We start from the raw sequence: 26017 nt of genomic DNA on the forward strand, positions 1-26017 counted from the left end.
ATGCAGCTTGAAGATTTGACGTTGCCGGCCACTCGTGCCCAGCTGGACATCTGGCTGGCTGCGACGGCGGGCCAGTCAGCGGCCTGGCAGATCGGCCTGTTCGTCACCATCGACGGCATGGTGGACCGCTATGCGCTCGAGTGGGCGATCGGTCGGGCCGTACGAGAAGCCGAGCCGGCACGGGCCACGGTCTTCGAGGTCGACGGCCAGGTGTTCCAGCGGCCGATGGACTGCTCTGACATCGAACTGGAGTTCCACGACCTCACCGAGACTCCAGATGCAGCGGTGGTGGCCCGGGCCATGGCGGAGTCTGCGCAACGGACACCTATGGCGCTGGATGGTCCACTTTTCAAGTTCGTCCTCTTCCAGACCCGTCACGATCAGTTCTGCTTCGTGGGCTGTTGCCACCACCTGGTCTGTGACGGGACCGGTGTTGCATTGGTGGGCAACAGAATTGCCTCGCTCTATTCTGCGGTCGTGCTCGGCGCACCCGTTCCGCCCACGCTGTTCGGTTCCCTCTCCGATCTCGTCGACTGTGAGGCGGCGTATGAGTGTTCCGCCGCCTTCATCGCAGACCGGGATTACTGGAGTGAGAATCTCCCCTCGGGTGAGGATCTGCACACGCCGCTGCCTCGGACGATCGACCACTCTGGCTTCCAGTCACCCTCGGCCGCAGTGGAACTGGATCATTCGGTGGTCCGCCGAGTCGATGAGCTGGCCGAATCGTGGGATATGCCACGATCATCGCTTGTCACCGCCGCGTGCGGGCTCCTGGCTCATGCGTGGCAGGGCGGTGGTTCAGAGGTGGTGATCGACTTCCCGGTCACACGGCGCGTCGACGCCGCTCTGAAGACGCTGCCCGGCATGGTTGCGGGAGTCGTGCCTCTGACGCTGAAGGTGTCCCCCTCCTGGTCGGTTTCGGAATTCTGCCACCACGTCGATCAGCGGATACGGGAAGCCCTGGAGCATCAGAGGTTCCCGGTGCAGGCACTTGAGCGCAGGGTGAATTCCCGTCCGGCGGGCCAGGTGGCGAATCGATTGAGCGTCAACTTCCTTCCGGCGAAGTACACGCTCGATTTCGGCGGTTCGACGGCGACCGCCACACTGGTCCACGCAGGCGTCGTCGGCGGCACGGGACTGTTCTTCTCGGGTGCCGGACGGCAGTTGGTCCTCAATGCCGCCGGCTCGGGACATCCGCTTTCGCGGCTTGAGGTCCCGGCCCTGGCGGAGCGGTTGCAGCGGGTGCTGGATGTGCTGACTTCTGAAGCCTCGCGTTCGCTGTCCTCGGTGGCCATGCTGGACCGAAGCGATGCACTGCGGCTGTCCGAGATCGGCAACCATTGTGCCCTGTCCCGGCCTGAGGCCACGGAGTCGATCCCGGCGTTGTTCAGGTCGCAGGTGACGCGGCGTCCCGACGCGGTTGCGGTGCGCTGCGACACCCGGGGCCTGACGTACCGCGAACTGGATGACGCGTCGAACCAGTTGGCGCACTGTCTGATTGATCAGGGGGCCGGACCTGGGCGCTGCGTGGCACTGTTGCTCGAACGAAGCGCAGAGGCGATCGTGTCGATCCTGGCGGTGCTCAAGACCGGCGCTTCGTACCTGCCGATCGACCCAGTGCTTCCCCAGGGGCGAATCGGCTTCATGGTCGGTGACTCCGAGCCGGTCGCGGTCGTGAGTGCCGCCGGCCTGAGCGAACGGGTGGCCGGCTACGGGGTGGCGGTCGTTGACATCGCGGACTCCCGGGTCGGCGACTTCCCACGCGCCGGCCTGCCGGAAGTGGATGCCGATGGTGTCGCGTACATCATCTACACCTCGGGGACGACGGGTGTCCCCAAGGGCGTCGCGATCACCCATCGCAACGTCACCCAGTTGATCGGCTGTCTGGACGTCGGTCTGCCTCCCACAGCACAGGTGTGGTCGCAGTGGCATTCGTACAGTTTCGACATCTCGGGTTGGGAGATCTTCAACTGCCTGCTGCGCGGCGGGCGGTTGGTCATAGTTCCAGAAGAGGTCGCACATTCCCCGAACGATCTCCAGGACCTTCTGATCGGCGAGCAGGTGAACGTCCTGGGGTTGACGCCGACGGCCGCCGCCGCGTTGTCCCCCTCGGGGCTGGATTCGGTTGCGCTGCTGGTCGGTGGTGAACCGTGCTCGGCAGAGGTGGTCGATCGATGGGCGCCGGGCCGCGTGATGATCAACCAGTACGGCCCGACCGAGGCGACGATGTGGGTCACCGTGAGCTCCCCGCTGGCCGCGGGGTCGGGTGTGCCGCCGGTGGGTTCGCCGTTGCCCGGTGCGGCATTGTTCGTCCTGGATCCGTGGCTGCGGCCGGTGCCCGACGGCGTGTTGGGCGAGCTGTATGTGGGCGGGCCGAACGTCGGCGTCGGGTACTGGCGCCGAAGCGCTTTGACCGGATCCCGGTTTGTGGCCTGTCCGTTCGGTTCTGAGGGTCAGCGCATGTATCGAACCGGCGATCTGGTGTCCTGGGACGCCGACGGGCAGTTGCGGTACTTCGGCCGGGCTGATGAGCAGGTGAAGATCCGCGGATACCGAATCGAATTGGGCGACATCCAAACCGCGCTGACCGACCTCGATGGGGTGGCGCAGGCGGTCGTGGTCGCGCGGGAGGATCGGCCGGGCGACAAGCGCCTGGTCGGCTATGTCACCGAAAGCAGTCCCGGTGCCGCAGAGCCCGCCGCCGTTCGGGCCGCGCTGATGCAGCGGCTGCCCAGATACATGGTGCCGGCGGCAGTCGTGGTGCTCGACGCACTGCCGCTGACGGTCAACGGAAAGCTCGACAAGCGGGCGCTGCCGGCGCCGGAGTACACCGACGTCGACCATCACCGGGCACCCTCCACGCCCACCGAAGAGATCCTGGCCGGCATCTACGCCGAAACCCTTGGCCTGGAGCGGATTGGGGTGGACGAATCCTTCTTCGACCTCGGAGGTGACTCGCTGTCGGCCACCCGGGTGGTGGCCGAAGTGAACACGAGTCTCGGTGCCGACCTTGCCGTGCGGTCCCTGTTCGATGCGCCCACTGTGGCCGAGTTGGCACCGCTCATCGGCGTCGGTTCGGCCGGACGCGTGCCGTTGACGCGGCAGGAGCGCCCGGAACGTATCCCGTTGTCCTTCGCCCAGCAGCGCCTGTGGTTCCTGGACCGCTTTGAAGGCGGTGTCGCGACCTACAACATGCCGGCCGCGTTCCGAATCAACGGAGCGTTGGACGTCGACGCGCTGGGCGCCGCACTCGACGATGTGATCGCTCGTCACGAGTCGTTGCGCACGGTGTTCGTCGAGGTCGATGGGGTTCCATCGCAACAGGTTCGCCCGGCGGGGCCGGGACTGTGGCGCCGCCAGGACTCGGTGCAGGAGCCCCTGTCGATTCCCGCCGGGGAAACGGAGTTGACCGACGAACTGATGTCCCTGGCGAACCACAGGTTCGATCTCTCGACCGACGTTCCGGTCCGGGCTCAGATCTACGAGGTGGGCCAGAACCGGCATGTGCTGGGAATTGTGGTGCATCACATCGCCTTCGACGGCTGGTCGCTGGCGACCATGGTGCGTGACGTGGGCATCGCATACGCCTGCCGTAGTGCAGGACGGGCCCCCGACTGGTCACCGCTTCCGGTCCAATACGCCGATTACACGTTGTGGCAGCAGGATCGGCTGGGCGATGTCACTGATCCGACCAGTGTGATCGCCCAGCAGTTGGCGTACTGGCGGCACGAGTTGGCGGATCTGCCTGAGGTGGTGTCACTGCCGACGGACCGCCCGCGTCCGCCGGTGCCGAGCTACCGCGGAGACGCTGTCGAACTCCGGATCGAACCTGAGCTGTGGGCCGGGATCAAGGCGGTGGCAGCGGGAAGCCACACGACGGTGTCCATGGTGTTGCAGGCCAGCCTTGCCGTGGCGCTGTACCGGGAGGGTGCCGGCACCGACGTGGCGCTTGGCGCACCGATCGCCGGGCGGACCGACAAGGCGCTCGACGACCTGGTCGGCTTCTTCGTGAACACCTGGGTGTTGCGGGTCGGGTTGAACTCTGGACTGACGTTCAGTGAGGTGCTCGATCAGGTACGGCAGAAAGCGTTGGAGGCCTACGCACATCAGGACGTGCCATTCGAGTTGCTGGTGGAGCAGCTCAATCCTGTTCGTTCGGCGTCACACCATCCCCTGTTCCAAGTCGCCCTGGTGTTTCAGAACAATGCCCTGCCCACGGTCGCACTCGACGGGATGGAGGTCGAGCAGGAGTCCGTGTTCACGCGCACCGCGAAGTTCGACCTGGATGTCGAAGTCCGGGAGGTGCCTGGCGAAGACCCCAGCGCGCCGTTGGCCCGCGGAGTGCTGACCTATGCCACGGACCTGTTCGACCGATCCAGCATCGAGCGGTTGGCGGGCCGGTTCGGACGGGTGATCGAAGCGGTGGTCGCCGACGTGTCGACGGTGGTGGGCGAGGTCGACCTCCTCGACGAGGACGAACGGACACTGCTGCTGCACAGTTGGTCTGGGAGGACAGCCGGGACGTCGACGGGACTGGCCGATCAGCTGCTCGCAGATGCGGTGGCGGCCGACCCGGATGCGGTGGCGGTCATCGATGGGGCACGGAGGCTGTCGTACCGCGAGCTTGACGAGGCGTCCAATCAGCTGGCCAGGCTGCTGATAGCGGCGGGCGTCGGACCCGAGCGTGCCGTGGGTGTGGCGGTGGACCGGTCCGCCGAACTGGTGACGACGTGGTGGGCCGTCCTGAAGGCGGGCGGGACGTACGTGCCGGTGGATCGGGCGAATCCGGCGGAGCGCATCGCCACGATCCTCGACACGTTGTCGGCCGTCTGTGTCGTCACCTGCGATATCACCGCGCTGGCTGGGGCAGGGGACCGCCCGGTGATCACACTCGACGGCGTCGATCTGTCCACGTACTCCCAAGCCCCCGTCACCGATCAGGACCGGCTGATGCCCTTGGGGGTTGACGGGGCCGCCTATGTGATCTTCACGTCCGGGTCCACCGGCGTCCCGAAGGGTGTGGCGGTCACCCACGCCGGCCTTCTCGGCGTTGCCGGTGCGCTTCGTGACGTGTTCGGCCTCGGTGCCGACGATCGTGTGCTGATGGTGGCCGCGCCGACGTTCGACGCCTCGGTGTTCGAATGGTTGTGGGCAGTGGCGTCGCGAGCCGCCCTCGTCGTCGCGCCGCGTGACTGCTACGCCGGTGATGCGTTGACCGAGGTGGTGCAGCGCGGAGAGTGCAGCGCGGCGCTGATCACGCCGACCGTGCTCGCCACCGTCGACCGAACCCGGTTCGACGGGGTGAGGACCCTGGTCACCGGTGGGGAGGCCTGCCCGCCGGAGTTGGTGGCCGCGTGGGCGCCCGGCCGGTCGATGTTCAACGCGTACGGCCCCACCGAGGCCTCCATCTGGGCGACGTGGAGTGGGCTGGCGACGGGACAGCCGGTGCGGATCGGTGTTCCGATCGCGGGGACCCGCGCATTCGTGCTCGATGCCCGCCTGCACCCGGCGCCCGTCGGGGTGGTGGGTGAGCTGTACCTCGCAGGACAGGTGTTGGCGCGCGGCTATGTGGGTCGGGCAGATCTGACCGCAGACCGCTTCGTCGCGAACCCCTTCGGGGATGTTCCGGGCGAACGGATGTATCGCACCGGCGACCTCGTGCGGTGGACTCCGCAGGGGAGTCTGGAGTACCTCGGCCGGGCCGATGCGCAGGTCAAACTGCGTGGACAACGTCTGGAGCTCGGAGAGATCGAGAATGCTCTGCTGGCCTGTCCACACGTCAGCCAGGCGGCGGCCGCGGTACACCGCGGCGAGATGGGCATAGACCACCTGGTCGGCTATGTCACCCTCGGGCAGACCGCAGATGCCCAGGGCGAGGTCGAGGTCGTCGGTCAATGGCAGCACATCTACGACCAGCTCTACGACGTGGAGCTCGAAACTCCGGATTTCGGAAGCGATTTCCGCGGCTGGAACAGCAGCTACACCGGTGATCCGATCCCGCTCGAACAGATGCGGGAGTGGCGTGCGGCCACAGTGGGCCGCATCCTGGAGCTTCGGCCGAAGCGCGTACTGGAGATCGGCGTGGGATCCGGTCTGGTGCTCTCCCAGGTGGCACCGGAATGTGACATCTACTGGGGCACTGACCTTTCCGCATCGACCATTGCCAAGCTGTCTTCGGTGGTCACCAGCGAACCCTGGGGAGAGCGGGTTCGACTGCTGGCCAAGCCGGCGCACGTCGTCGAAGGGCTGCCACTCGCTCACTTCGACACCATCATCGTCAACTCGGTGATCCAGTACTTCCCGAGCGCGGAGTACCTGGCCGAGGTCATCGAGCATGCGCTGGAACTGCTGGAACCGGGAGGCCGGCTCTTTCTCGGCGACGTGCGCAACCATGACCTGCAGGGGGCGTTTCAAACCGGTGTCGCCCTTGCCCGAAGCGGCACCGGCGCCGACACCTCCGAGATGTGCCAACGTGTCCAGCGCGCGATCCTCGGCGAACAGGAACTGCTGCTTTCCCCAGAGTTCTTCACCACCTTGGCCGCCGAGCAGCCGTCCGTGGCAGCGGTCGACATCCAGGTCAAGCGCGGCACGGCCGACAACGAGCTGACGCGTTACCGCTACGACGTCGTCCTCCACAAGACGCCGGTGAACGTGTCTTCGGTGGCCAACGCACCCACGTGGTGGTGGGCCGACTGTGCCGATCTGAACGGTCTGCGCAGCGAGCTGCTTTCACAACGTCCAGCGATGGTTCGGGTCAGCGGGATACCTCGTGACGGGGTGATGTCCGATGTGATCATCGAGAGGGCGCTGGCCGCGGGCCTGCCGCTCAACACCGCCGTCGCCCAGGCGGACGACATCGCAGCGTCCGGGGAGGTCGTAACGCCGGAGCGCCTGTACGAACTCGGCGAGTCGATCGGCTACCGGGCGGCAGTCACCTGGGGTGCGGAACCCGGGACCCTGGACGCGGTGTTCGACGCCGTGGTCGGCGGCGGGCGCACCCCCGCGTTGACCGACATCTTCCTGCCGCCGAGGGGGACCCGTCAGCGCGGTGGTTATGCGAACGACCCCCAGACGAACACCAAGGTCAGCGCGGTCAGGCAGTGGCTCGCGGAGCGGTTGCCCGAGTACATGGTGCCGAGCCAGATCGTGGTGCTCGAGGAGTTCCCCCTGACGTCCTCGGGCAAGGTCGACCGCAGGGGCCTGCCCGCCCCGATGTTCGCCGCGGGTGCGCTGCGCGCCCCGCAGACGCCCACCGAGAAGACGGTTGCTGAGGTGTTCACCGAGGTGCTCGGCCTCGGTCGGGTCGGCCTCGACGATGACTTCTTCGTTCTGGGCGGCGATTCGTTGATCGCCATCCGGGTGTGCGCTCGCCTCGAATCGGCGTTGGGGCTCCAGGTTCCGGTTCGGGCGGTGTTTGATGCGCCGAGTGTGGGTGGTTTGGCGGGGTATTTGGATGGTGTTGGGGGTGGGGCGGTTCGTCCGGCGTTGACGGTGCGGTCGCGGCCGGCGGTGGTGCCGTTGTCTTTTGCTCAGCAGCGGTTGTGGTTTTTGGAGCAGTTGCAGGGTCCGTCGCCGATTTACAACATGGCGGTGGCGTTGCGTCTTGTTGGTGGGTTGGATGTTGAGGCGCTGGGTCGGGCGTTGGTGGATGTGGTGTCTCGGCAGGAGAGTCTGCGGACGTTGTTCGTGGCTGTTGATGGGGTGGGTGCCCAGGTGGTGGTGCCTGTCGAGGAGGTTGATTTCGGTTGGCGGGTGGTTGATGGGACCGGCTGGTCGGGGGATCGGTTGGCGGAGGCTGTTGGTGCGGTTGCGGGTCATGCTTTTGATCTGACGTCGGAGATTCCGTTGCGGGCGGAGTTGTTCCGGGTTGGCCGGGATGAGCATGTGTTGGTGGCGGTGGTGCACCATATCGCTGCTGATGGTTGGTCGGTGGCGCCGTTGGTGGCGGATCTGGGTGTGGCTTATGCCAGTCGTTGTGGTGGGCGGGCGCCGGAGTGGGCGCCGTTGCCGGTGCAGTATGCCGATTACACGTTGTGGCAGCAGGATTGGTTGGGTTCGGTCACTGATCCGGGCAGTGTGATTTCTGCGCAGCTTGCGTATTGGGAGCAGGAGTTGGCGGGGCTGCCTGAGCGGTTGGAGTTGCCGACGGATCGGCCGTATCCGGCTGTGGCTGATTATCGCGGGGCCAGTGTGGTGATGGATTGGCCGGTGGAGTTGCAGCGGCAGGTTGCTCGGGTGGCTCGTGAGCACAACGTGACCAGTTTCATGGTGGTGCAGGCTGGTTTGGCGGTGTTGTTGGCGGAGTTGGGTGCCAGCAGTGATGTGGCGGTGGGTGTGGCGACCGCTGGGCGTGGTGATTCGGCGCTGGATGAGTTGGTGGGTTTCTTCGTCAACACGTTGGTGCTGCGGGTGGATGTGGCTGGTGATCCGACTGTGGCCGAGTTGTTGGAGCAGGTGCGGGCTCGCAGTTTGGGGGCGTTTGAGCATCAGGATGTGCCGTTTGAGGTTTTGGTGGAGCGGCTCAATCCGACGCGGTCGTTGACTCATCATCCGCTTGTGCAGGTCATGGTGACGTGGCAGAACCTGCCGTGGAACAGCAGTGGGCCGGTGGCCGGGTTGACGTTGGGTGATGTGCGGGTCAGTCCGATGGAACTCGAAACGTGTTCGGCGCGGATGGATCTGGTGTTCTCGTTGGCTGAGCGCAGCACTGAGGCGGGTGAACCGGCGGGTATTGCGGGTCTGGTGGAGTTCCGCACGGATGTCTTTGATGCGGCCAGTGTTGAGCTGCTGGTCGAGCGGTTGCAGCGGGTGCTGGTGGAGATGGTGGCCGATACGGCTGCCCGGGTGTCGTCGGTGGAGATGCTCGGTGGTGCTGAGCGGGCGCAGCTGGCGGGTTTGGGGCAGTGGTCGGTGCTGGCCGAGCAGGTGGGCGCGGCCTCGATTCCGGAGTTGTTCGCGGTGCAGGTGGATCGGTCGCCGGAGGCGGTGGCGGTTCGGTTCGAGGGTCGGTCGTGGACGTATCGGGATGTGGATGAGGCCTCGAATCGGCTGGCTCATCTGCTTGTCGGTGTGGGTGCGGGGCCGGGCGAGTGTGTGGCGTTGTTGTTGAATCGATCTGCTGAGGCGATCGTGTCGATCCTGGCTGTGCTCAAGTCTGGTGCGGCGTATCTGCCGATTGACCCGGCTGTGCCTGATGAGCGCATTGAGTTCATGCTCGCCGACGCGGCTCCGGTGGTGGTGCTCACCTCTGCTCGAGTGGGTCAGCGGTTGCGGGGATCTGTTGTGCCGGTGCTGGATGTGGCTGATCCTCGTGTCGAGGCGCAGCCGGTGACGGGGTTGGTGGGTCCGGCTGCTGAGGATGTCGCGCACATCATTTACACGTCGGGGACCACGGGGGTGCCCAAGGGGGTCGCGGTCACCCATCAGAACGTGACGCGGCTCTTCGATGGTGTGGATCTCGGCGTGGCGATGGGTGCTGAGCAGGTGTGGGCGCAGTGTTCGTCGTTGGCTTTCGACTATTCGGTGTGGGAGATCTGGGGTGCGCTGCTGCATGGCGGCCGTCTGGTGGTGGTGCCCGAGGAGGTGACGCGTTCGCCGCAGGACCTGCAGGCCCTCGTCGTCGGTGAACAGGTCACGGTGTTGAGTCAGACCCCGTCGGCGGTGGGGATGTTGTCGGCATCGGAGTTGGCGTCGACGTCGCTGATGGTCGCCGCCGAGCCGTGCCCTGCGCAGGTGGTGGATCGGTGGGCGCCGGGACGGGTGATGGTCAACGGTTACGGCCCCACGGAGACGACGGTGTATGCCACCGTCAGTGCGCCGTTGCAGGCGGGGTGCCTCGAGGTGCCGATCGGCCTGCCGGTGCCGGGTGCGGCACTGTTCGTGTTGGACCGGTGGTTGCGGCCGGTGCCCCGGGGCGTGGTGGGTGAGTTGTATGTGGCCGGTCGCGGTGTCGGGGTGGGGTATGTGCGTCGGGCCGGGTTGACCGCGTCGCGGTTTGTGGCGTGTCCGTTCGGCGCCCCTGGAGCGCGGATGTATCGCACTGGGGATCTGGTGTCGTGGGGCTCAGACGGTCAGCTGCGCTACAGCGGTCGCGCTGATGAGCAGGTCAAGATTCGCGGGTACCGCATCGAACTGGGTGAAGTCCAAGCGGCGCTGGCTGAACTCGACGGTGTTCGGCAGGCCGTCGTGATCGCCCGCGAAGACCGACCCGCAGACAAGCGTCTGGTCGGATACCTCACCGAGACAGTCTCGGGTGCAGTCGATCCCACTGAGGCCCGGCTCCAGCTTGGCCGTCGTCTCCCGTCCTACATGGTGCCCGCGGCGGTGATGGTGCTCGACGCGCTGCCGTTGACCGTCAACGGCAAACTCGACACGCGGGCACTGCCGGCACCGGACTACACCGACACCGACAGCTACCGAGCCCCGTCGAACACCATCGAAGAGATCCTGGCCGGGATCTACGCCGAGGTGCTCGGCCTCAACCAGGTCGGAGTCGACGACTCCTTCTTCGACCTCGGCGGCGACTCCCTCTCCGCCATGCGACTGATCACCGCCATCAACACCACACTCGGTGCAGACCTTTCAGTGCGCACCCTCTTCGACGCCCCTGCCATCGCACATCTGGCTCCGCACATCAGTACGGGTGCGGGTGAGCGGGTGCCGCTGGTCCCCATGGACCGACCAGAGGCCATCCCACTGTCCTACGCCCAGCAGCGTCTCTGGTTCCTGAACCGGTTCGAGGGCGGCGTGGCCACGTACAACATGCCGATCGCGTTCCGGATCAGCGGGGCGCTGGACGTCTCGGCATTGGATGCGGCCCTCGATGACGTGATCACCCGACATGAGTCACTGCGCACGGTGTTCCCCGACGTCGACGGTGTGGCGATGCAGAAGGTGCTGCCGGCCCAGCCGGGGATGTGGCGACGTGGCCAGGCGACGGTGGTGCCGATCGACGAGGACCGCGTCGAGGCCGAGCTGGTGGCGTTGGCGGGACACCGGTTCGATCTGGCGACGGAGGTTCCGGTCCGGGCGCAGCTTTTCGAGGTCGGCCCGGAGCAGTACGTGCTCGGCATCCTGTTCCACCACATCGCTTTCGACGGGTGGTCGATGGCGCCGATGGTCAGAGATGTGGCGGTGGCCTACGGGGCCCGCAGTCAGGGCCGGGCTCCGGAGTGGGCGCCGTTGCCGGTGCAGTATGTGGATTACACGCTGTGGCAACGCGAACACCTCGGCGATCTGGAGGACAGCAGAAGCCGGATCGCCGAACAGGTGGCCTACTGGGAGAAGAATCTGGCCGGACTGCCGGAGGTGGCCTCTCTGCCCACCGATCGGGTTCGACCGCCGGTGCCCAGTTACCAGGGCGACGGCGTGGACGTTCGGATCGACCCGCAGACCTGGGCGGGGGTCAAGGCGCTGGCCGCGGAGCACAACGCGACCTTCTCGATGGTGCTGCAGGCCGTGGCCGCGGTGTGGATGCACCGGGTCGGCGTCGGCCAGGACATCGCACTGGGCACCCCGATCGCCGGACGGATGGACGCCGCGCTCGACGACCTGGTCGGGTTCTTCGTCAACACCTGGGTGCTGCGGGTGGAGGTGAACTCGCAACAGCGCTTCAGCGACGTCCTCGAACAGGTGCGGCACAAGGCCTTGGACGCCTACGCCAACCAGGATGTGCCGTTCGAGCTGTTGGTGGAACGGCTCAACCCGACCCGATCGACGTCACATCATCCGCTGTTCCAGGTCGCGATGGTGTTCCAGAACAACGTACTTCCCGAAGTGACCCTCGATGAGGCCAGTATCGAACCGGTCTCGCTGGTCACCCGCACCGCCAAGTTCGACCTGGACTTCGACCTGCGGGAGGTCCCGAGCGGGGAGTCGGGTGCGCCGATGTGTGCCGGTGTGTTGACCTATGCCACGGATCTGTTCGATCGGTCGACCGTTGAACGGCTGGTGGGTTGGTTCGACCAGGTCGTTGAGGCTGTGGTGACCGATTCGTCGGTGGTCATCGGGGACGTGGAACTGCTGGACCAGAGCGAGCGAGGGCTGCTGACACAGTGGTCCGGCGTTGACGTCGCGGCGCCAGTGGGACTGGGAACGGAGCTGTTGGCGGCGGCGGTGGCTGCCGATCCGGACGCGGTTGCTGTCGTCGACGGGGTGCGGCAGTGGTCGTATCGAGAACTGGATGAGGTCTCAAATCGGTTGGCGCGAGCACTGATTGATGCGGGAGTGGGTCCGGAGCGCGCCGTGGGCGTGGCGATGGATCGTTCTGCGGAGCTGGTGTTGGCATGGTGGGCGGTGCTCAAGGCCGGCGGCGTGTACGTGCCGGTGGATCGTGCTCATCCCCCGGCGCGGATCGCCACCGTGCTGGACGCCGTCGAGGCCGTGTGTGTGTTGGCTCGTGGTGCCGAGGACGTCGCGGGCGCCGGTCAGAGACTGGTGCTGCGGGTCGATGAGTTGGACCTGTCCGGGCCCGGCACGGAGCCGATCACCGATGGTGAGCGGTCGGCGCCGCTGAGTGTGGCCGATGCGGCCTACGTGATCTTCACGTCGGGTTCGACGGGGGTGCCCAAGGGGGTGGCGGTCAGCCACGCCGGCCTGCTCGGCGTCGCTGCCGCGCAGCGTGCTGTCTTCGATGTGGGCCCGCAGTCGCGCACGCTGCTGGTGGCAGCGCCCACGTTCGACGCATCGGTCTTCGAGATCGTCATGGCGGTCGGTTCCGCGGCAGCCTTGGTCGTGGCCGCGCCGGACGCGTATGCCGGTGAGGCGCTGACCGGCCTGGTGCGGGATCAGCGCGTGGATGCCGCCGTGCTGACCCCGACCGTGTTGGCGACGCTGGATCGGACGCTCCTGCAGGGCCGGCTTTCGACGCTGATCACCGCCGGCGAGGCCTGCCCGGCCGAGTTGGTGGCCGCATGGTCTCCGGGGCGGCGGATGTACAACGCCTACGGCCCCACTGAATCCACCATCTGGGCCACCTGCACAGCACCCCACTCGGCAGGACAGTCTGTGGGAATCGGCGCCCCGATCGCGGGGGTGGGGGCGCTCGTGCTCGACGGGCGCCTCAATCCGGCTCCGGTCGGAGTCGTGGGCGAGCTCTACCTCACCGGGCCGGCACTGGCCCGTGGCTATGTGGGACGCCCCGAGTTGACCGCGGATCGGTTCGTGGCCAACCCCTTCGGCGATCCCGGAACCCGGATGTATCGCACTGGAGACCTGGCGCGGTGGACATCCGGCGGCACCCTGGAGTATCGGGGTCGTGCTGACGCCCAGATCAAGCTGCGCGGACAGCGCATCGAGTTGGGGGAGATCGAGAACACCCTGCTGGCCTGCCCGCAGGTGTCACGGGCTGCGGCCGCCGTCCACCACGCCGACACCGCCGATCACCTGATCGCCTACGTCGACTTGGCTCGCACCAGCACTGCCGACCACGATGCCGAGGTCGTCGATCAGTGGCAGAGCATGTACGACGAGCTCTACGACGCAGACGTCGAGGCGGCCGAGTTCGGCAATGACTTCCGTGGCTGGAACAGCAGCTACACCGGCGAGTCGATTCCGCTGGCCGAGATGCAGGAATGGCGTGCAGCCACGGTGGCGCGGATCCTCGCGCTCCGGCCGCGACGCATGCTGGAGATCGGTGTCGGATCGGGCCTGATGATGTCCCAGGTCGCCCCGCACTGCGAACGCTATGTCGGCACCGACATGTCGCCCGTGGCGATCGGCACCCTGGCCCGGTCGCTGGAGCGACTCCAGATCCCCTGGCGTGACCGGGTTCAGTTGCAGGCACAGCCGGCGCACATCACCGACGGTCTGCCGCCGCGATACTTCGACACGATCGTCCTCAACTCGGTCGTCCAGTATTTCCCGAACGCCGACTATCTCGCCGACGTGATCGACCGTGCATCGCAGTTGCTGGCCCCCGGTGGCACCCTCTTCATCGGGGATGTGCGAAACCAGAGTCTGCAGCACGCGTTCCAAACAGGTGTCGCCCTGGCCCGGACGACGAGCACCGACGGCGACGACATCCGACAGCGAGCCCAACGGGCCGTGCTCGGGGAGCCGGAACTGCTCTTGGCCCCCGAGTTCTTCACCACCTGGGCGGCCGAGCATCCCTCGGTGGCCGGCGTCGACGTCCAGGTCAAACGCGGCCACGCCGACAACGAACTCACCCGGTACCGCTACGACGTCGTCATCCACACCAACCCCACCGCAGTGCGGTCATTGGCCGACACACCCCGGTGGGCGTGGACGGACTGTGCGGGTCTGAGCGGGCTGTACGCCGAGCTGACCGAGCAGCATCCCGAGGTGGTCCGCGTCATCGCGATCCCACGCACGGGGGTGATCGCGGATGCCGGTGTCGAGCAGGCATTGTCCGACGGGTTGTCCCTCGACGACGCGCTTGCGCAGTCAGCCGTCGTCAGCAGTGCCGACACCGCGACACCCGAGCAGCTTCACCTCCTCGGCGAGAGCGCCGGCTACCGGGTGGCGGTCTCGTGGGGGTCCGTCCCAGGCACCGTCGACGCCCTCTTCATCGCGAACACGTCGTCGCCGGGTACACCGCTGAGCGACACCTATCTGCCGCCGCGGCCCGCTCAGCATCGCAGCGCATACGCCAACGATCCCGACACCAACACCAAGGTCAACGCGGTACGCCAGTGGGTGAGCGAACGACTGCCCGAATACATGGTGCCCTCACAGATCATCGTGCTCGGTGAGTTTCCGCTGACCACCTCGGGCAAGATCGACCGTAAAGCCCTGCCGGCACCGGTGTTCGCCGCCAGTCCGTTCCGCGCACCGCAGACTCCGGTCGAGAAGACCGTCACCGATGTCTTCGCCGCGGTGCTCGGGCTGGACCAGGTCGGCCTGGACGACGACTTCTTCGCCCTGGGCGGAGACTCGCTGACCGCCACCCGAGTCAGTGCGCGACTCCAGGCGGCCTTGGACCGGGAAGTCCCCGTGCGGTGCCTGTTCGACACGCCGACACCCGCCGACCTCGCCGCCTACCTGGGCGGTCAGCACAGTGGCGGCGCGCGCGCTCCGCTGCAGCGGATGCCGCGACCGGAGCGGATTCCGCTGTCCTACGCGCAGCAACGGTTGTGGTTCTTCGACCAACTCCAGGGCCCGTCACCGGTCTACAACATGGCGGTGGCCCTGCGGCTCAGCGGGCGACTCGACGCTGATGCGCTCGGCCAGGCCCTCGGCGACGTGGTCGCTCGGCACGAGAGCCTGCGCACCATGTTCGTCGCGTCCGAGGGGACGCCCGAGCAGTTGGTGGTTGCGGCAGAACAGGTGCGACTGTGCTGGCAGGTCATCGATGCCGATGGCTGGCCAGCGGACCGGATGGAGGAGGCCATCGGCGCGGTCGCACGCCATCCGTTCGACCTGGCGACCGAAATCCCGTTGCGTGCCACGCTGTTCCGCGTTGCCGATCAGGAGCACGTGCTGGTGGCAGTGGTGCACCACATCGCTGCCGACGGCTGGTCGATCACCCCGCTCGTGGCCGACATCGGGGTCGCGTACGCCAGCCGCACGGCCGACAAGGCACCTGAGTGGGCGCCGCTGCCGGTGCAGTATGTGGACTACACGCTCTGGCAGCGCGAGCACCTGGGGGAACTGACCGATCCCGGCAGTCGCATCGCCGGACAGGTGGCCTATTGGCGAGAGGCCTTGGCCGGCCTGCCGGAGTACCTGCAGCTGCCCACTGATCGGCCCTATCCGCCGGTCGCGGACTATCGCGGGGCCAGCGTGGAGGTGGACTGGCCCGCGGATCTGCAGGTGCGAGTGGCGCGGTTGGCTCGCGAGCACAACGCGACGAGCTTCATGGTCATCCAGGCCGCTCTGGCGGTACTGTTGTCCAAATACAGCGCCAGTTCCGATGTGGCAGTTGGAATCACGATCGCCGGACGCACCGACGCCGCGCTGGATGACCTGGTCGGCTTCTTCGTCAACACGTTGGTGTTGCGCGTCGATCTGAGCGGCGATCCCACCGTCGCCGAACTGCTGGACCAGGTCCGCGAACGTGGTCTCGCGGCCTACGAGCACCAGGACGTGCCGTTCGAGGTGTTGGTCGACCGGCTGCGGCCCACTCGAAGTCTGACGCATCATCCGTTCGCGCAGGTGATCCTGTCCTGGCAGAACCTGCCGTGGCAGCAGACCAGCGATCCCGTGGGCGGGTTGACGCTGGGTGACGTCCGGATCACACCGTTGCCCACCTACACCCACACCGCGCGAACGGACTTGACATTCGCACTGGGCGAACGGTGGAGCGAGACCGGTGATCCTGCCGGGATTGGGGGGACCGTGGAGTTTCGAACTGATGTGTTCGACGCCAAGGGAGTCGAGCGCGTGATCGAGCGGTTGCGGCGGGTGTTGGTCGCACTGACGGATGACGTTGGGGGAGAGTCATGACGGCCAACCTGAGTCGACGCCTGTCGTCGATGGATCTCTTCGACGAGGACGAGTACGCGCAGTTGGACGAGTGGGGCAACCGCGCCGCGCTCATGCGGGGCCCGAGTTCAGCGGGCTCGATCCCGGTGGCGTTCGCCGCGCAGGTGGAACTCGCCCCGGATGCGGTTGCGCTGACCTTCGAGGGTCGCTCGATGACCTATCGCGAGGTGGACCAGGCTGCCAATCGGCTGGCGCATCTGCTGGTCGCCCACGGTGCGGGGCCGGGGCGCTGCGTGGCGCTGTTGTGCGCACGTTCGGCCGAGGCGATCGTCGCGATCGTGGCCGTGCTCAAGTCTGGTGCCGCATACCTGCCCATCGACCCCGCCCATCCCGACGCCCGAGTCCAGTTCATGGTGACCGATGCGGCACCGGTCGCGGTGATCACCACCGCCGACTTCGCCGGACGGTTCGACGGGTTCGAGCTTCCGGTGATCGATGTGGCGGATTGGTGCGACGTCGATGAACCAAGCGCGCCGCTGCCCGCCCCGGACATCGACGACATCGCCTACCTGATCTACACCTCGGGAACGACGGGTGTCCCGAAAGGAGTGGCGATCACCCATCGCAGCGCGATCGCGCTGCTGGAGACGCTCGACAACGCCATGGAACTGGTGGGACAGGTCTGGACACAGTGGCACTCGTTGGCCTTCGACGTCTCGGTGTGGGAGATATGGGGTGCTCTGCTGCATGGCGGTCGCCTCGTCGTGGTCCCCGAGACGGTGGCACGCGCTCCCGAGGACTTCCATGCTCTCCTGTTGCGCGAGCAGGTCACCATTCTGAGTCAGACGCCGTCGGCGTTCTACGCCCTGCAGGCCGCCGATGCGCTGCAGCCCGATTCGGGACGGCAGCTCAAGCTGGCGGCGGTCGTGCTGGCCGGCGAAGCGCTGGAACCCCAGCGACTTCGGCCGTGGCTGGCCAATCATCGAGGACTGCCGCGCCTGATCAACATGTACGGGCCCACCGAGACGACGGTGTACGCCACGTTCCGTGAGATCGTCGAGGCTGACGCCGCGACGAGCATCAGCCCTATCGGGGTGCCGTTGGCGCACCTTGGTCTCTTCGTGTTGGATCACACGCTGCAACCGGCGCCCGTTGGGGTGGTCGGTGAGTTGTACGTCGCCGGTGACGGCGTCGGTGTCGGTTACGTCGGCCGGCCGGGGCTGACCGGTTCGCGATTCGTGGCGTGTCCGTTCGGTCCTCCCGGGTCGAGGATGTACCGCACCGGCGATCAGGTGCGCTGGGGCAGCGATGGACAGCTGCAGTATCTGGGCCGGGCCGACGAGCAGGTGAAGATCCGCGGTTACCGCATCGAACTCGGGGAGATTCAAACGGTTCTGGCCGATCTGGAGGGGGTCGAGCAGGCCGAAGTGATCGCCCGAGAGGACCGCCCAGGCGACAAGCGCCTCGTCGGCTACATCACGGGGACCGCGGATCCGGCCGCCGCGCGCACCGCGCTTGCCCAAAGACTTCCGTCGTACATGGTGCCGACCGCGGTGGTGGTGCTCGAGGAGATGCCGTTGACGGTCAACGGCAAGCTGGACAAGCGGGCGCTGCCTGCTCCGGAGTACACGAGCGAGGATCGCTATCGTGCCCCGGGCAGCGCCGTCGAGGAGGCGCTGGCCGAGATCTATGGCCAGGTGCTCGGACTGGATCGGGTCGGGGTCGACGACTCCTTCTTCGATCTGGGGGGAGATTCGCTCTCGGCGATTCGACTGGTGGCGGCGATCAATGCCGGGATGGGTGCTGGAATCGCCGTGCGGACGGTGTTCGACGCGCCCTCGGTGGCCGAGCTGGCGCCGCGGATCGGCGAATCCGATGGTGCGCGACCACCTTTGGTGGTGGGCGTGCGTCCCGACGTCGTGCCGTTGTCCTACGCGCAGCAACGACTGTGGTTCCTGGAACAGCTCCAAGGACCGTCCTCGATCTACAACATGCCGACCGCTCTGCGGCTCAGCGGGTTCCTCGATGCCGATGCGCTCGGGCTGGCGCTCGCCGACGTGGTGGGACGCCACGAGACGCTGCGCACGGTGTTCGTCGCATCCGATGGGGTGCCCCGCCAGGTGGTGTTGCCGGTGGAGAAGGCCGATTTCGGGTGGGAGGTCTTCGACGCGGGCGACTGGCCGGCGGATCGGCTGGAGGACGCGATCGGCACCGTGGCCAACCATCCTTTCGACTTGGCAGTCGAGATTCCGTTGCGCGTCAAGCTCTTCAGAATCGCCGAGGCGCAGCACGTGCTGGTCGCGGCGGTGCACCATGTCGCCGCCGATGGTGCGTCGGTCGCACCGCTGTTGGCTGACGTCGAGACGGCCTACGCCGCCCGGTCGACAGGACGGGCGCCGGAGTGGACTCCGTTGCCCGTGCAGTACATCGATTACACCCTGTGGCAACAGGAATGGTTGGGCAGGGAATCCGATCCCGACAGCGTCATTGCCGGCCAACTGGGCTATTGGGAGCAGGCCTTGGCGGGGTTGCCGGAGCGGTTGGACCTGCCGACCGATCGGCCGTACCCGCCAGTCAGTGATTTCCGCGGCTCGAGCGTACGGGTGGACTGGCCGGCTGCGCTGCAGCAGCGGGTGCGTGAGGTGGGCCGGGAACACAACACGACAAGCTTCATGGTGATCCAGGCGGCCCTGGCCGTCCTGTTGTCAGAGTTGAGCATGAGTTCCGATGTGGCCATCGGCTTTCCGATCGCGGGACGCAACGACCCGGCCCTCGATGAGTTGGTCGGCTTCTTCGTCAACACCCTGGTGCTGCGCGTGGACCTGTCCGACGACCCGAGCTTCACCGATCTGTTGGACCAGGTGCGCCAACGCAGCCTGGCCGCCTACGACCATCAGGACGTGCCGTTCGAGGTGCTGGTGGATCGGCTCAACCCCACTCGCAGCCTGAGTCACCACCCCTTGGTGCAGGTGATGCTCGCCTGGCAGAACTTCGACGGCCAGGACGACGACCGGACCAACTCCTCGGCGTTGGGCGGGGTTCAGGTCACCTCCATGCCGTTGGACACCCTCACCGCCCGGATGGATCTGGTGTTCTCGCTGGGCGAGCGCTGGAACGAGACCGCGGAGCCCGCCGGAATCGGAGGAACGGTGGAGTTCCGCACCGACGTGTACGACCCGGCCACCGTCGAGGCACTGATCGAGCGACTGCAGCGGGTGCTGGTGAGTCTGACAACAGATCCGGCGCGGTCGTTGTCGTCGGTGGATCTGCTCGATCCGCATGAGCATGCGCGGCTCGACGAACTCGGGAACCGAGCCGTACTGGCTCTGCCGACGGCCGAACCGTCCATTCCGGCGGTGTTCGCCGCGCAGGTGGACCGCGCGCCCGACGCAGTGGCGGTCCGTTGCGCTGGCCGCTCGATGTCCTACCGGGAGTTGGAGGAGACGTCGAATCGGATGGCGCACTGGCTGGTTGGGCTGGGGGCAGGCCCTGGACAGTGCGTGGCGTTGCTCCTGAATCGTTCGGCCGAGGCGGTCGTGACGATCATGTCGGTGCTCAAAACCGGGGCGGCATACGTGCCGATCGACCCTGCGCACCCCGACACCCGCATCGGGTTCATGCTCGCCGACGCGGCACCGGTCGCGGTGATCACGACCGCCGACCAGGCAGGACGGCTCGGTGGGGCTGGTGTTGCGGTCCTCGACGTCGATGATCCGTGCATCGCCACCCAGCCCACCACGGATCTGCCGGGTCCGGTCGCCGCCGATGTCGCCTACGTCATCTACACCTCGGGCACCACGGGTGTGCCTAAGGGGGTCGCCATCACCCACCGCAATGTGACGCAGCTGTTGACCTCCCTCGACCTCGGCCTCCCGGGCCCCGGTGTCTGGGCGCTGTGTCATTCGCTGGCCTTCGATGTGTCGGTGTGGGAGCTGCTCGGTGCGCTCCTGAGGGGGGCGACGCTGGTCGTGGCGGACGAGGACGTCGTGGCGAATCCAGACGACTTCCACAACCTGCTGGTGTCCGAACAGGTCACCCTGTTGACGCAGACGCCCTCCGCCGCGGGGATGCTCTCGCCGGAGGGCCTCGACTCGATGTCGTTGATGGTGGCAGGGGAGGCGTGTCCTGCCGAGGTGGTGGATCGGTGGGCGCCGGGACGGATCATGTTCAACGCCTACGGCCCAACGGAGACCACGATGGGCGTCGCGTACAGCGCGCCGATGTCGCCCGACTCGCCGGTGCCGATCGGGTTTCCGGTGCCGGGTGCGGCGTTGTTCGTGCTGGATCGGTCGTTGCGGGTGGTGCCGCCGGGTGTGGTGGGTGAGTTGTACGTGGCCGGCCGTGGTGTCGGGGTGGGGTATGTGCGCCGGTCCGGGTTGACGGCGTCGCGGTTTGTGGCGTGTCCGTTCGGTGGGGTGGATGCGCCGGGGTTGCGGATGTATCGGACCGGGGATCTGGTGCGGTGGGGTGCCGATGGTCAGTTGCAGTATCTGGGGCGGGCCGATGAGCAGGTCAAGATTCGCGGGTACCGCATCGAACTCGGCGAGATCCAGACGGCACTGACCGACCTCGACGGCGTCGCGCAGGCGGTGGTGATCGCCAGGGAAGACCGTCCCGGGGACAAGCGACTCGCCGGGTACATCACGGAGACCTGCTCTGGGACAGTCGATCCCTCCCACTTGCGGGCCTCGCTGGCGTCCCGTTTCCCCGACTACATGGTGCCCGCCGCGATCATGGTGCTCGATGCGCTGCCACTGACGGTCAACGGCAAGCTCGACACCCGGGCCCTGCCCGTGCCGGGCTACACCACCGCCGAGTATCGCGCTCCGTCGTCACTCGCCGAGGAACTGCTGGCCGGGATCTATGCCGGAGTGCTGGGCGTGGAGCGGGTTGGTGTCGACGACTCATTCTTCCAGCTGGGCGGGGATTCGCTGTCGGCCATGCGAGTGATCGCCGCGGCCAACATCGCCATGGATGGCGGTCTGGCTGTTCGGGACCTCTTCGAAGCGCCCTCGGTGGCGGCTCTGGCACTGCGGGTCGGGGAGGGTGCGCGGGCGTTGGCGTCGTTTGCGCCGTTGGTGCCGACGGACCGACCGGAGACGGTGCCGTTGTCGTATGCCCAGAACCGGTTGTGGTTCCTCAACCAGTTCGAGGGAGAGGCGGCCACGTACAACATGCCGACCGCCTACCGGATCAGCGGGGCGTTGAACGTGGCTGCGTTGGAGCAGGCGCTCGGCGACGTGGTGGGACGTCACGAGAGTCTGCGCACGATGCTTCCAGCGGTCGAGGGGGTCCCCCGGCAGGTGGTGTTGCCTGCCGAACAGGCCGACTTCGGATGGCGGTGCGTCGATGCCCGCGACTGGTCGCCGGAGCGGATGCAGGAGGCCGTCGGCGCCGTCGTGAGCCACAGCTTCGACTTGGCCACCGAGATTCCGTTGCGGGCCAGCCTATTCCGTGTCGCAGACGATGAACATGTGTTGGTGGCCGTGCTGCACCACATCGCCGGTGACGGCTGGTCCATCGCGCCGTTGATGCGTGATCTGAGCCTGGCCTACGCCAGTCGGAGCGCTGGACAGGCGCCGGGGTGGGCGCCGCTGCCGGTGCAGTACGTGGATTACACGCTGTGGCAGCGCGAGCACCTCGGCGAACTCGAGGATGTCGACAGTCGCATCTCCGCGCAGGTCGCCTATTGGGAGCAGGCGCTGGAGGGGTTGCCGGAGCGGTTGGAACTGCCGACCGATCGGCCGTATCCGGCGGTATCCGACTATCGGGGATCCAGCGTTTCGGTGGACTGGCCCGCCGAGTTGCAGCAGCAGGTGGCCCGGGTGGCCAGGGAGTACAACGCGACTCCCTTCATGGTCATGCAGGCGGCGTTGGCTGTGCTCCTGGGAGATTTGAGTGCGAGTTCCGATGTGGCGGTCGGATTCCCGATCGCCGGGCGGCGCGACCCAGCACTGGATGAGTTGGTGGGATTCTTCGTCAACACTCTGGTGCTGCGCGTCGATCTGTCCGACGATCCGAGTTTCTCCGATCTGCTGGATCAGGTGCGGCAGCGCAGTCTGGCCGCCTTTGAGCATCAGGACGTGCCGTTCGAGGTGCTGGTGGAGCGGCTCAACCCGACTCGAAGCCTGGCTCACCACCCGCTGATCCAGGTGATCTTCGCCTGGCAGAACCTGCCCTGGCAGGACGACAGCCCCGCTGCTGCACTGACATTGGGTGACCTGCAGGCCACGCCGCTGGCCGCCGACACCGAGACTGCCCGAATGGATCTGGTGTTGTTCCTGCGCGAGCATTGGACAGAGGAGGGGCTGCCCGCCGGGATCTGGGGGACGGTCGAGTTCCGCACCGACGTATATGACACGGCGAGCATCGAGTCGTTGGTGCGTCGGTTCCGGCGGGTGTTGGAGGCGTTGACCGCCGAACCGTTGCGGTCCGTGGCGTCGTTGGAGCTGGTCGACGAGGTTGAGCGGGCCCGGTTGGATCGGCTCGGCCATCGGGCCGTGTTGTCCGAATCGGTGTGCGCGGTGTCGATCCCCGAGCTGTACGCCGCGCAGGCGGTGCGGTCCCCGAACGCCGTGGCGTTGCGTTTCGAGGGCCGCTCGTGGAGCTATCGCGAGCTGGACGAGGCGTCGAATCGGCTGGCGCACTTGTTGATCGATCTCGGTGCTGGTCCTGGTGAGTGCGTCGCGTTGTTGGTGCCGAGGTCAGCTGACGCGGTGGTGGCGATCCTGGCGGTGCTGAAGTCGGGTGCGGCGTACCTGCCCATCGACCCGGCGCATCCGCAGGCGCGCGTGGAGTTCATGATCGGTGATGCGGCGCCGGTGCTGGCGCTCAGTACGTCCGGGCTGGCTGATCGGCTGGCCCGGTGCGGGGTACTGGTGGTCGATGTGGGCGATCCCCGCATCGGCCACCAGTCCTGTACGGCGTTGCCGGGGCCGGCGGCTGATGATGTGGCTCATCTCATCTACACCTCGGGCACCACCGGCACCCCCAAGGGAGTGGCGGTCACGCATGCCAATGTGACGCGACTGTTCGCGAGTATGGACGTGGGGGTGGCGCTGGATTCAGGGCAGGCATGGGCTCAGTGTTCGTCGCTGGCCTTCGATTACTCAGTGTGGGAGATGTGGGGCGCGCTGCTGCATGGCGGCCGGTTGGTGGTGGTGCCGGAGTCGGTGACTCGAGCCCCCGATGAGTTGCACGCGCTGTTGGTGGCCGAGGGTGTCACGGTGCTGAGTCAGACGCCTTCGGCGGTGGGTGTTCTGCCGGTCGCGGGATTGGAGTCGGCGGCGTTGATGGTGGCTGCCGAGGCGTGCCCGGCCGAGGTGGTGGCCCGGTGGGCCCCCGGCCGCGTGATGATCAATGGATACGGACCGACCGAGACGACGGTGTACGCGACGATCAGTGCGCCGTTGCAGGCGGATGCGTCGGTGGTGCCGATCGGGTTCCCGGTGCCGGGTGCGGCGTTGTTCGTGCTGGATCGGTCGTTGCGGGTGGTGCCGCCGGGTGTGGTGGGTGAGTTGTACGTGGCCGGCCGTGGTGTCGGGGTGGGGTACGTGCGCCGGTCCGGGTTGACCGCGTCGCGGTTTGTGGCGTGTCCGTTCGGTGGGGTGGATGCGCCGGGGTTGCGGATGTATCGGACCGGGGATCTGGTGCGGTGGGGTGCCGATGGTCAGTTGCAGTATCTGGGGCGGGCCGATGAGCAGGTCAAGATTCGCGGGTACCGCATCGAACTCGGCGAGATCCAGAACGTGCTGGCCGAGCATCCCTGGGTGGCCCAGGCGGTGGTGATCGCCCGAGAGGACCGCCCCGGCGACAGACAACTGGTGAGTTATGTCGTGCCGAACCGGCAGCTGCGGCTCGTTCGGGAGCCCGCGCGCGAGGCCCAACTCGTTGACCAATGGCAGGGCGTGTACGAGGACCTGTACTCAGGGGTGATGTTCACCGCCGGTGCGCCCACCGAGCTTGGAGAAGACTTCGGCGGCTGGAACAGCAGCTACACCGGGGCCCCCATTCCGTTAGATCAGATGCAGCAGTGGCGTTCTGCGGCGGTGAATCGGATCACGGGGCTGAAGCCGCGACGCGTGCTGGAGATCGGGGTGGGCTCGGGCCTGCTTCTCGCTCACCTCGCTCCCGAATGCGAGGAGTACTGGGGCACCGACTTCTCCACACCGACGATCAGGACCCTGCAGGCCGCGGTTGCCGCGCAGCCGTGGGGCGACCGCGTGCGGCTCAGGGCGCAGCCCGCCGACGCAGCAGATGGACTGCCGGACAGTCATTTCGACGTGGTGGTGATCAATTCCGTCATCCAGTACTTTCCGAGTGCCGGATACCTCCTGGATGTACTCGCGGTCGCGATGCGGGCGTTGGCACCGGGAGGAGCGGTGTTCATCGGCGACGTGCGCAATCTGTCGCTGCTGCGTGCGTTCACCGCCGGGGTGGTGTGTGCCGACGTCAACGCCGATGAATCGGCTGCCGTCGTGGCCGAGCGGGTCCGCCGAGAACTCCTTGCGGAGCAGGAACTGCTGGTGGCTCCCGAGTTCTTCGTCGCCCTGCCCCAGCGACTCACCGACATCGTCGGCGTGGACGTGCGGCTCAAGAACATGTCGGCGGACAACGAGCTCAGTGGCTACCGCTACGACGTGGTGCTGCGCAAGGGGCCGGCCCCGGTGCGCTCCACCACAGCCGTGCCGTCGTGCCCCTGGCCGGAGTTGGGTAGCCTGGCCAGGCTGGAGGAACTGCTCACCGCGCAACACCTCGCCCAGCTGCGCGTCACCGGGGTGCCGCACGCCGGGATTTGGCCGGACGTGGCGTTCGCGCAGGCTCTCATCGATGCGGACGACCGGACGAGCGTGCGCGAACTGCGGGAAGCCGTAGCGACGCCGGACGCGGTGCATCCGCACGAATGCCGGCTTCTGGGTCAGCGACTGGGGTACACCGTGGCCGTGACGTGGTCGCCCACCCCTGGCCACGTCGAGCTCGTCTTCATCCGCGAAGACGACCCTTCGATGCTTTCGGGGGTCTATGCACCTGCCGCCGATGTCGGGTCTCTCGAGGAGTACGTGAACGACCCCTCTGCCATCGAACGCGTGTCGGAGCTTCGTGACCACGCGGCCAGCAGGCTGCCGGAGTACATGGTGCCCGCCGCGATCATGATGGTGGAGTCGCTGCCGCTGACGGTCAACGGCAAGCTTGATCGTCGGGCACTGCCCGCGCCCGAGTTCACCAGCGGTGCGGCCTACCGGCCACCGCGTGATCAACGCGAGCAGGTGCTGGCGGCACTGTTCGGCGACGTCCTCGGAGTGAGCCGAATCGGGATTGACGATTCGTTCTTCGACCTGGGCGGGCACTCGCTGTCGGCGACCCGTCTCGTCGCGCGGATCCGTGCCGAGCTCAACGTTGACGTACCCATCAGGGCGTTGTTCGACGCGCCCACCGTGGCCGACCTGGCGAGGTGGATCAGCACCCATGCCGAGCAGCCGCTCGGGGCGATGCTGACGGTCCAGCAGCGACCCGAGGTGATTCCGCTGTCCTACGCCCAACAGCGGTTGTGGTTCTTGGACCAGCTGCAGGGTCCGTCGCCGGTCTACAACATGCCGAGTGCGTTCCGGATCAGCGGCCCGTTGGACGCCGAGGC

The 26017-nt window shown here is 66.9% G+C and carries 2 protein-coding genes (1 of these 2 only partly in view); both read left to right on the forward strand.

Annotation, left to right across the window (positions count from 1 at the left end; translation table 11 throughout):
* Window positions 1-16404, forward strand: coding sequence for a non-ribosomal peptide synthetase (locus tag A5727_RS28400; RefSeq protein WP_157521432.1), 16404 nt, complete (start codon window positions 1-3; stop codon window positions 16402-16404).
* A protein-coding gene (locus tag A5727_RS27550; protein WP_068252102.1) for a non-ribosomal peptide synthetase crosses the window boundary here: on the forward strand, window positions 16401-26017 show its 5' portion. The gene runs 3880 nt beyond the window's last position; only the first 9617 of its 13497 coding nucleotides appear in the window; its start codon is at window positions 16401-16403; its stop codon lies beyond the right edge, outside the window. Before A5727_RS28400 ends, A5727_RS27550 begins: the two co-directional genes overlap by 4 nt.

Origin of the sequence: Mycobacterium sp. ACS4331, from assembly GCF_001667265.1 — a bacterium.
Classification (GTDB): domain Bacteria; phylum Actinomycetota; class Actinomycetes; order Mycobacteriales; family Mycobacteriaceae; genus Mycobacterium.

What these genes read in the sequence shown, in the direction of transcription:
- A5727_RS28400 (WP_157521432.1), top strand. Translation starts at nt 1, where the DNA reads ATGCAGCTTGAAGATTTGACGTTGCCGGCCACTCGTGCCCAGCTGGAC.